At 39.1% G+C, this 8,545-nt stretch carries 10 protein-coding genes, 2 rRNA genes and 1 pseudogene (1 of these 13 only partly in view); 5 read left to right on the forward strand and 8 right to left on the reverse strand.

The genetic code is table 11. The features are described 5' to 3' along the window. Nucleotides 1-11: 11 nt before the first annotated feature. From NYR63_RS08835 to NYR63_RS08860, 6 genes and pseudogenes are all read right to left on the reverse strand, one after another. Nucleotides 12-1,346, reverse strand: a pseudogene (locus NYR63_RS08835) (IS3 family transposase). Nucleotides 1,347-1,425: 79 nt separating this feature from the next. Beyond that, nucleotides 1,426-1,626 carry a glycine zipper 2TM domain-containing protein gene (locus NYR63_RS08840; protein WP_279457189.1) on the reverse strand — a complete coding sequence of 67 codons (201 nt, stop codon included), beginning with the start codon at nt 1,624-1,626 and terminating at the stop codon, nt 1,426-1,428. A gap of 109 nt (nt 1,627-1,735) precedes the next feature. Continuing rightward, nucleotides 1,736-3,067: a 30S ribosomal protein S12 methylthiotransferase RimO gene (gene rimO / locus NYR63_RS08845; RefSeq protein ID WP_279457190.1), complete on the reverse strand. Its 1,332-nt coding sequence runs from the start codon at nt 3,065-3,067 to the stop codon at nt 1,736-1,738. A gap of 172 nt (nt 3,068-3,239) precedes the next feature. Beyond that, a complete protein-coding gene (gene mtnN / locus NYR63_RS08850; protein ID WP_279457191.1) occupies nt 3,240-3,938 on the reverse strand; it encodes a 5'-methylthioadenosine/S-adenosylhomocysteine nucleosidase in 699 nt (232 codons plus the stop codon). Then, complete coding sequence (locus tag NYR63_RS08855) at nt 3,938-4,645, reverse strand: thiol:disulfide interchange protein DsbA/DsbL (protein WP_279457193.1); 708 nt, start codon at nt 4,643-4,645, stop codon at nt 3,938-3,940. Before NYR63_RS08855 ends, mtnN begins: the two co-directional genes overlap by 1 nt. A gap of 66 nt (nt 4,646-4,711) precedes the next feature. Beyond that, nucleotides 4,712-4,933: a SlyX family protein gene (locus tag NYR63_RS08860; RefSeq protein ID WP_279457194.1), complete on the reverse strand. Its 222-nt coding sequence runs from the start codon at nt 4,931-4,933 to the stop codon at nt 4,712-4,714. Nucleotides 4,934-5,021: 88 nt separating this feature from the next. Between NYR63_RS08860 and fkpA the strand changes: the two genes are divergently transcribed. The 5 genes from fkpA to tusB all read left to right on the forward strand — a co-directional run bounded on the left by fkpA (nt 5,022) and on the right by tusB (nt 7,557). Further along, nucleotides 5,022-5,753, forward strand: coding sequence for an FKBP-type peptidyl-prolyl cis-trans isomerase (fkpA, locus tag NYR63_RS08865; RefSeq protein ID WP_279457195.1), 732 nt, complete (start codon nt 5,022-5,024; stop codon nt 5,751-5,753). A gap of 111 nt (nt 5,754-5,864) precedes the next feature. Continuing rightward, nucleotides 5,865-6,524 carry a helix-turn-helix transcriptional regulator gene (locus tag NYR63_RS08870; RefSeq protein ID WP_279457196.1) on the forward strand — a complete coding sequence of 220 codons (660 nt, stop codon included), beginning with the start codon at nt 5,865-5,867 and terminating at the stop codon, nt 6,522-6,524. After that, nucleotides 6,524-6,901 (forward strand): sulfurtransferase complex subunit TusD, encoded by a 378-nt coding sequence (gene tusD / locus NYR63_RS08875; protein ID WP_279457197.1) that lies wholly within the window; start codon nt 6,524-6,526, stop codon nt 6,899-6,901. Before NYR63_RS08870 ends, tusD begins: the two co-directional genes overlap by 1 nt. 2 nt (nt 6,902-6,903) lie before the next feature. Beyond that, the gene (gene tusC / locus NYR63_RS08880; RefSeq protein ID WP_279457198.1) at nt 6,904-7,275 is read left to right on the forward strand and encodes a sulfurtransferase complex subunit TusC; all 372 of its coding nucleotides are present in this window, start codon (nt 6,904-6,906) and stop codon (nt 7,273-7,275) included. Between the two features lie 12 nt (nt 7,276-7,287). Beyond that, on the forward strand, nt 7,288-7,557 hold the full coding sequence (gene tusB, locus NYR63_RS08885; protein WP_279457199.1) for a sulfurtransferase complex subunit TusB: 270 nt from the start codon (nt 7,288-7,290) through the stop codon (nt 7,555-7,557). A gap of 157 nt (nt 7,558-7,714) precedes the next feature. Here tusB and rrf read toward each other — a convergent pair. Both rrf and NYR63_RS08895 read right to left on the reverse strand, forming a co-directional pair. Beyond that, nucleotides 7,715-7,830, reverse strand: a 5S ribosomal RNA gene (gene rrf, locus NYR63_RS08890). A gap of 164 nt (nt 7,831-7,994) precedes the next feature. Then, nucleotides 7,995-8,545: ribosomal RNA gene (locus NYR63_RS08895) — 23S ribosomal RNA — on the reverse strand (it continues 2,348 nt past the right edge of the window).

Consider the following 8,545-nt stretch of genomic DNA (forward strand, 5'->3'; position numbering starts at 1 on the left):
AGTTAGACTGTTTAATTTAAAGACTGAGTTCTGTATTGTACAGGGCTGAGTCCTTTTAATTTCACTTGAATACGCTCATTGTTATAATAATGAATGTACTCGTGAATCACTTTCTCAAGTTGTTCGAAAGTGTCAAATCGCTTACCAAAGTAACATTCCGTTTTCAATCGCCCAAAGAAACTTTCCATTGCCCCATTATCCAAGCAATTTCCTTTTCTCGACATACTTTGTTTAATATGATGTTTTCTCAGCATGTCTTGATAGTCTGCCATCTGATATTGCCAACCTTGGTCGGAATGTAAAATCGGTTTAGCGTCCTTAGGCAGTTTTGCGACCGCTTGCTTTAGCATCCGCATCACTTGCTCAAAGTTCGGGCTTCTTGCTAAATCATGGGCAATAATTTCACCATTAAATAAGTCCTTAATGGGCGATAAATAGAGCTTGCCTTCCGCACATTTAAACTCGGTGATATCCGTGACGAGCTTTTCATTTGGCGCCGTTGCGTGAAAATCTTGTTGCAATACATTCTCGGTAATTTTACCCACTTCACCTTTGTAAGAACGATATTTCCTCTGCTTACATTTTCCCTTTAAATCAAGCTGTTGCATTATCGCTTGAACACGCTTATGGTTAATCGCACCCAAAAAATCACGTAACTTTAATGTAATACGACGATAGCCATAATTGCCATCATTATCCTGATAAATCTCAATCACTTTCTGCCTCATCACAGCATTTTTATCGATTTTAGGCGGTAAGTGATAAAAGAAAGTACTGCGTTTTAAACCTATCAAAGGGAGGAGGATTTCTAAGGGAAAATCCACCCGCAACGTTTTCACGATGGCTGTTTTTGCCGCATTTTTTGTTGGTTGAACTCCCGCAACTTTTTTAGGTAAGCTACCTCCGCTTCCAGCTCTAAAATACGATAACGCAGACGTTCTTCTTCAGTTTTAGGTGGAGGAGGCATTTTCGGGTATTTGGGTTTCATTGTCGGACGACCTTTAGGTTTGGGTAATAAACCGTTTATACCTTGTTCTTCAAAGGTGTGCAACCATTGGCTAATCGAACCTGAATTAGCAATGCCAAAATGAAGGGAGGCTCTTTCCGCAGAAAATTGTCCTTTTTTGACCGCTTGTATGACGGTTAATTTGAATTCGGGGGAATATTTTTGCTTCTTAGCCATTACCGCTAACCCATTAATTCCGTTATGATTAAATTGAGCAATCCACCGAGTTAAGGTTTTTCTTGGATAATTGAAAATGTCGTTGAGTGAATGAATAGTTTTTGTCATTTTGAAGATAAAACTCGATGACTTGTTGTTTGAATAGTGGGTTATATTTAGTCATAAAAAATCTGCACCTTAATCCGTTGGAGGTTTAGTCCAACTTTTGGGGTGCAGATCATATAAGTGGCTTCATATCAAAATTATTTAACTTGGCTACCGATTAAACCGCCAAGAGCCGCACCGCCAAGGGTCGCGCCGGTAGATTCGCCAATCATATGACCGGCAACCCCACCGACCGCAGCTCCGATAGCGGTATTTCTTTGTGTTTTATTTAAACTGTTACATGCAGAAACCGTTGTTGCTAATGCAACAACCGATAATACTTTAACAATCACATTCATGTTCTAATCTTCCTTATAAAAAATTCTTGATATATCAAACTGCTCAAGACAATTTGCAAACATTAGGACTTAATTTGTAGGAAAAGGTTCACTAAAACATTTCTTACAATTAACAAGTTCCCCAGAGGTCGTATTCGTCTGCGTTGGTAATGCTTACCGCAATAACTTGACCGACTTTCACTTCTTGACCGGAAAGATTATCAACATAGACTACGCCGTCAATTTCCGGGGCATCCGCCATTGAACGACCGATAATGCCTTCTTCGTCAATCTCATCAATAATTACTGCTAGTGTCTTACCCACTTTTTGTTGTAAACGTGCCGCAGAAATACGTTGTTGAACTTGCATAAAACGATGGAAACGTTCTTCCTTCACGTCTTCCGGTATTTGATCAACCATTTCTGTTGCAACCGCACCTTCAACCGGACTAAATTTGAAACAACCGACACGATCTAATTGTGCTTCTTCTAAGAAATCCAACAACATTTGGAAATCATCTTCCGTTTCACCCGGGAAGCCGACGATAAAGGTTGAACGTAATGTTAGTTCCGGACAGATCTCACGCCATTTTTTAATACGTTCTAAAGTACGATCGATCGAACCTGGGCGTTTCATCGCCTTTAATACTTTCGGGCTGGCATGTTGTAACGGAATATCCAAATACGGCAAAATTCTGCCTTGCGCCATTAACGGAATTAAATCATCTACATGCGGATACGGATAGACATAATGTAAGCGAACCCAAATACCTAGCGTTCCTAATTGTTCACATAACGTGATTAAATTATTTTTAATCGGCGCACCGTTCCAGAAAACTGTTTTGTTTTGATTTTCTTTTGACTGATCCAACGCATAAGCGGAAGTATCTTGAGAAACGATGAGTAACTCTTTTACGCCCGAATCGGCAAGACGTTTCGCCTCATCTAATACTTGCACAATCGGACGGCTATCTAAATCGCCGCGCATTGACGGAATAATACAGAAGGTACAACGGTGGTCACAGCCTTCCGAAATTTTTAAATAGGCATAATGCTTAGGCGTAAGTTTTACTCCTTGTGCCGGTACAAGGCTGGTATAAATGTTACGCTCCGGACGAGGTACATATTTATGTACGTGCCTCATTACCGCTTCATAGCTGTGAGGACCGGTAATTTCTAAGACTTTCGGATGTACTTCACGAATTTGGTTCTCTTTCGCCCCTAAACAACCGGTCACAATTACTTTACCGTTTTCTTCTAATGCTTCACCGATAGCTTCCAATGACTCTTGCACTGCACTGTCGATAAAACCGCAAGTGTTTACAATCACTAAGTCCGCATTTTCATAACTAGGGATAATGTTATAACCGTCTGTACGCAATTCCGTCAAAATACGTTCGGAATCAACTAAATTTTTAGGGCAGCCAAGGCTGATAAAACCAATATTTGGTGTAGTACTCATAAATTTCTCAAAAATATAATTAGGTAATCAAATAAAAAAAGACCTACTGATAATCAGTAGGCTAAGTGTGAATATTGTACAGAAGTTGCTACCAAATAGCGATAACAAGCGGTTATATTTTAGAGTTTCTTTGCAAATTTTAAACAAAATTAAACCGCTTGTTCCATACGCTTTAAGCAAAATTATTTAGCATCGCAACAACAATCTCAGACGAGTTCTTTGCCGCTAACGGTAAAAATTCATCAAAAGAAAGATGTGATTCTTTATCCGCTACATCCGAGATCGCTCTTACTACTACAAAAGGCACGTTAAACGCATGGCAAACCTGTGCGATAGCGGCAGCTTCCATTTCTACTGCGGCGACACTCGGGAAATCTTGGCGAATTATTGCGATTTTCTCCGCTCCGTTTACAAAAACATCACCACTACAAATTAAACCGGACACCGCATTAAAACCTGCCGTTTGCGTTTCTTTTAACGCAACGGAAACTAATTGTTCATTCGGAATAAATGCGGCGGGATTCGCCGGTAATTGACCTTTCTCATAACCGAATGCCGTCACATCGGCATCGTGATGACGAACTTCCGTAGAAATAACAATATCGCCGACATTTAAATTTGCATCCAAACCGCCGGCGGATCCGGTATTAATAACCATATCCGGTTTAGTTAATTCCAATAATAGCGTCGTACCTATCGCCGCCGATACTTTCCCTATGCCTGATTGTAATAATGCAACTTTTGTATTATTAATTTTACCGTCATAAATTTTACAACCCGCCATTTCTATTACTTTAGCTTCAACCATCAAGCCACGTAAAATTTCCACTTCTTGTGCCATCGCACCGATAATACCAATTTTTAAACCCATTATTTTTTATCCTCTTTTTGCTCTTGTTGTAGTTTATTGACTAAAAAATCTAATACGCCATAAGTATAATCGTCATTATATAAAGTATTTTGTAATAAAATATATTTACCGTTCAAAACGGCAATCGGTACATACGGCGGATTATATTTATTAAATAATATTTGTTGTTGTTCCATTCGAGTTTTTACTTCGTCCGAATGAAATAAGTGATTAAATGCCTTCGCATCAATACCTTTTGCATTTAGCCATTGAACAATGGCATCATTACTTTTAACCAAGCTTATTGAATCTTTACGCCCGACACTATCGAATAGGTAAAGGTCACTTAAATCTTCTCTACCCATCTGCATAAATGCGGAGTGCATTTGCCCGGTAAACTTCTCATTTGCCTCATATACCGGAGAACGTTGTAGTATTACTTGATCCGAATGTAATCTTGCATACTGCTTCAAATAATCGTCCGCATTTAAACAAATATTACAATCGTATTTGAAAAAATACTGAATCAATATGCGACCGTCTTTAGGCAGTTCAATATCTATCGGCTTCTTATAAGAGTAATAGCCTTTTCCATCGTTAAACAGCGGTTCATTTTTTGTGTTTTTTTGCAATTTTTCGACCGCTTGCGGTTGTGTTGCAAAAGCGTTTAGCGTTATTACGAATATAAATGCCAATGTGACCGACTTTATTAATTTCCCATATAACATCTTGCCCGTTACCTTAAACAAAAACTATGCGTGGTTAGAATACGAACTAAACGATAAGTTCATAGCCTAATAATGCGGTGGTGGCGTTTCTTCCGCTTGCGAAGCTATATTACTGACTTGTGCGCCTTTTAGTTTTTCCGCAAAATGACGCATTTGAGTCTGTAGCTTATCCAGCGAAAGTTGGTGATGAATTAATGCTTGGTTTAATTCTTCTATAGTAACTTCTTGAAAAGCAACTTTTGTTTCCAATTCCGCAATCCGGTTTAATAGATCGTTCTCTGTGGTCATTTTAAATAAAAAGGTTGTATAAAAAAGAAATACACTTTACCCTATCTACCTTTCTTTTAACAAATTATTTTATTTATAAGGAAAATCTATGTTAAAAAATAAACTTTCTGTTCTTGCAATCGTAGCCGGTGCATTAGTTTCATCACAAGCAGTATTTGCGGCGGAACAAAAAGCGGATCAAAAATTCATTGACGATTCATCATATGCGGTCGGCGTATTGATGGGTAAAAATATCGAAGGCGTTGTTGAATCGCAAAAAGAAATCTTTTCTTATAACCAAGATAAAATCTTGGCGGGTGTTCAAGACACCATCAAAAAAACCGGTAAATTAACCGATGAAGATTTACAAAAACAATTAAAATCACTTGATACTTATCTAGCAAGCCAAGAAAGCAAAATTGCCGCAGAAAAAAGTAAAGCAACCGTCGAAGCCGGTAATAAATTCCGTGCCGAATATGAAAAACAAAGCGGCGTGAAAAAAACCGCTTCAGGTTTACTCTATAAAATAGAAAAAGCCGGTACCGGTGAATCGCCTAAAGCGGAAGATACGGTAAAAGTACATTATAAAGGTACATTAACGGACGGTAGCGTATTTGACAGTTCATACGATCGCGGAGAACCGATTGAATTCCAATTAAATCAATTAATTCCGGGTTGGATTGAGGCGATTCCGATGCTGAAAAAAGGCGGAAAAATGGAAATCGTAGTACCACCTGAATTAGGTTACGGCGAACGCCAAGCAGGTAAAATTCCGGCAAGCTCAACCTTAAAATTTGAAATTGAATTGTTAGATTTCAAAGCGGCTGAAGCGAAAAAATAACCCTTGAATCCAAGCGGTCTAATTTGTAAAATTTTTTGCAAATTAGACCGCTTTCTTTTTGAAGGCTTATCAATATATAACTAAAATTAACGGCGTAAGCCCTAAAATAATATGAAAAAATTTCAAAATTTTAGCGAAGAAGATCATGCTATTCTCGCCTCATACTTTCCAATAGTGGATGGTATTGCCGCATTAATCGGTGATCACTGCGAAATCGTTTTACACTCTTTAGAGTTTCTGGAAAATTCAGCCATTTATATTGCTAACGGGCATAATACCGACCGAAAAATCGGTTCGCCACTCACCGATAAAGCACTTAAATCATTACACCAAATGAAGACAGATAGTGTGTCTAATCCCTACTTTACTCGCTCTAAAGGCGGAGTATTGATGAAATCCGTTACCATTGCTATTCGAAACAGTAAACAACACGTTATCGGCTTTATCTGCATTAATATTAATTTGGATGTGCCGGTATCACAATTTTTAAGTACTTTTATTGCACCGCTACAAGAGGATGAAGATACGTCGGTAAACTTTGCCAGTTCCGTTGAAGAGCTAGTTATCCAAACGATCGAAAAGACAATTGAAGAAACGATGGCTGATCGTAACGTCGCTAATAACAATAAAAATCGCCATATCGTCGTATCGTTATATGAAAAAGGTATTTTTGATATTAAAGATGCAATCAATCAAGTAGCTGATCGCTTAAATATTTCTCGCCATACCGTTTATCTTTATATCCGACAAATTAAACAGGATAACGAATAATGGATTATGTACTAGCGATTAAATCTCCTGTTTACGGTACACAAGGGGCATATTTAGCTTATCAAGTTGCTGAAGCATTACTAACCGCAGGACATCATATTAAGCAAGTTTTTTTCTTTCAAGACGGCGTAAGTAACGCAAATGCATTGGTAAACCCCGCTAGCGATGAAATAAACTTATTGGAAAAATGGCAACATCTAGCGAAATCACAAGGTTTAGCTCTACATCTCTGTATTTCTGCCGCGCAAAGACGAGGAACTGTAGATCCTCAAACCAGTAAAACTCAGCAAACTAATCTTGCTGAAGGTTTCATCTTAGCTGGGCTCGGCGAATTTAGCCAAGTGGTATTAAAAGCAGATAGATTATTAACGTTTTAACTATGAAAAAATATAAACTTGCCTTTCTTTTTACTCAACCGCCTTTTGGAACGGCTACTAGCCGAGAAGGTCTTGATGCATTACTCGCAGCCAGTGCTTTCTGTGCTGAAGATGAAATTGCAATTTGTTTTTTAAATGACGGCGTATTTAATCTATTAACTCAACAACAACCCAACAATATCTTACAAAAAGATCATATTTCAACCTTTAAACTGATCGAACTATACGATCTAACCGAATGTTTTATTTGTGAGGAATCCATCAAACAAAGAACGTTAATCGATGCTGAATTGATTTTACCTAATGCAAATATCATTCCTCAAAAAGAATTATTTACAATTCTTGCTCACGCCGAAAAAATACTGACTTTCTAATAAGGAATCCCTATGCTTTATACGCTTTCTAAAGCACAGTACGAGCTAAATGAATTAACTCAGGTATTAACCCAAATCAAAGAAGATGATGCGCTGGTTTTATGGCAAGATGGTGTATTGCTAGCGGTTAAATATCCACAACTTTTTGATCATATTGCTCACATATTTGTTCTCGCTAACGATATTGATGCAAGAGGATTAACGTTATCCAATTATCAACACCTTTCTTTATCTGATTTTATCAAAGTTACCGAGAAATTTTACCCTCATCTTGCTCTCTGAATTTTACTCATCGAAACGCATGTTTCACGATTCCCACTAAACCGCCTAAAAGCCCTTTTCCGCTGAGTTATCAACGTGCTTTCTCAATTTCCCAAAAGCAAAAACCCTGTCGTTATCACTAACCACAGGGTTTCTTTTCGCTCTCGCGCTAATTTCAATCTGGCGATGCCCTACTCTCACATGGGGAAACCCCACACTACCATCGGCGTTACTGCGTTTTACTTCTGAGTTCGGAATGGAGTCAGGTAGAGCCACAGCACTCTGGTCGCCAGAATATTCTGTTGATGTCTTTTGTCTTCTTTATCTGTCTTTTTCTTTGTTCTTTATTTGTCTTTTTATTGACATCTTAAATTCGAAACAAGCTGTTCACTGATTTTTTAGTCTTTCGTTCTTTGTTTAGTTTCTTAACTTCACGCCCAAAAACACTTGAGCGTTGTATAGTTAAGCCTCTCGGGCAATTAGTATGTGTTAGCTCAACGTATCACTACGCTTACACACCACACCTATCTACGTCGTAGTCTCCAACAACCCTTACAGTCTTATAGACTGGGAGAACTCATCTTGAGGCAAGTTTCGTGCTTAGATGCTTTCAGCACTTATCTCTTCCGCATGTAGCTACCCAGCAATGCCTCTGGCGAGACAACTGGAACACCAGTGATGCGTCCACTCCGGTCCTCTCGTACTAGGAGCAGCCCCTCTCAATTCTCCAACGCCCACGGCAGATAGGGACCGAACTGTCTCACGACGTTCTAAACCCAGCTCGCGTACCACTTTAAATGGCGAACAGCCATACCCTTGGGACCTACTTCAGCCCCAGGATGTGATGAGCCGACATCGAGGTGCCAAACACCGCCGTCGATATGAACTCTTGGGCGGTATCAGCCTGTTATCCCCGGAGTACCTTTTATCCGTTGAGCGATGGCCCTTCCATTCAGAACCACCGGATCACTATGACCTGCTTTCGCACCTGCTCGACTTGTCTGTCTCG

This window comes from Actinobacillus genomosp. 1 (genome assembly GCF_029774175.1).
In the GTDB taxonomy this organism is placed as follows: Bacteria; Pseudomonadota; Gammaproteobacteria; order Enterobacterales; family Pasteurellaceae; genus Actinobacillus.

What these genes read in the sequence shown, in the direction of transcription:
- rimO (WP_279457190.1), bottom strand. Translation starts at nt 3,067, where the DNA reads ATGAGTACTACACCAAATATTGGTTTTATCAGCCTTGGCTGCCCTAAA.
- fkpA (WP_279457195.1), top strand. Translation starts at nt 5,022, where the DNA reads ATGTTAAAAAATAAACTTTCTGTTCTTGCAATCGTAGCCGGTGCATTA.
- tusD (WP_279457197.1), top strand. Translation starts at nt 6,524, where the DNA reads ATGGATTATGTACTAGCGATTAAATCTCCTGTTTACGGTACACAAGGG.
- NYR63_RS08870 (WP_279457196.1), top strand. Translation starts at nt 5,865, where the DNA reads ATGAAAAAATTTCAAAATTTTAGCGAAGAAGATCATGCTATTCTCGCC.
- NYR63_RS08855 (WP_279457193.1), bottom strand. Translation starts at nt 4,645, where the DNA reads ATGTTATATGGGAAATTAATAAAGTCGGTCACATTGGCATTTATATTC.
- NYR63_RS08840 (WP_279457189.1), bottom strand. Translation starts at nt 1,626, where the DNA reads ATGAATGTGATTGTTAAAGTATTATCGGTTGTTGCATTAGCAACAACG.
- tusC (WP_279457198.1), top strand. Translation starts at nt 6,904, where the DNA reads ATGAAAAAATATAAACTTGCCTTTCTTTTTACTCAACCGCCTTTTGGA.
- tusB (WP_279457199.1), top strand. Translation starts at nt 7,288, where the DNA reads ATGCTTTATACGCTTTCTAAAGCACAGTACGAGCTAAATGAATTAACT.
- mtnN (WP_279457191.1), bottom strand. Translation starts at nt 3,938, where the DNA reads ATGGGTTTAAAAATTGGTATTATCGGTGCGATGGCACAAGAAGTGGAA.
- NYR63_RS08860 (WP_279457194.1), bottom strand. Translation starts at nt 4,933, where the DNA reads ATGACCACAGAGAACGATCTATTAAACCGGATTGCGGAATTGGAAACA.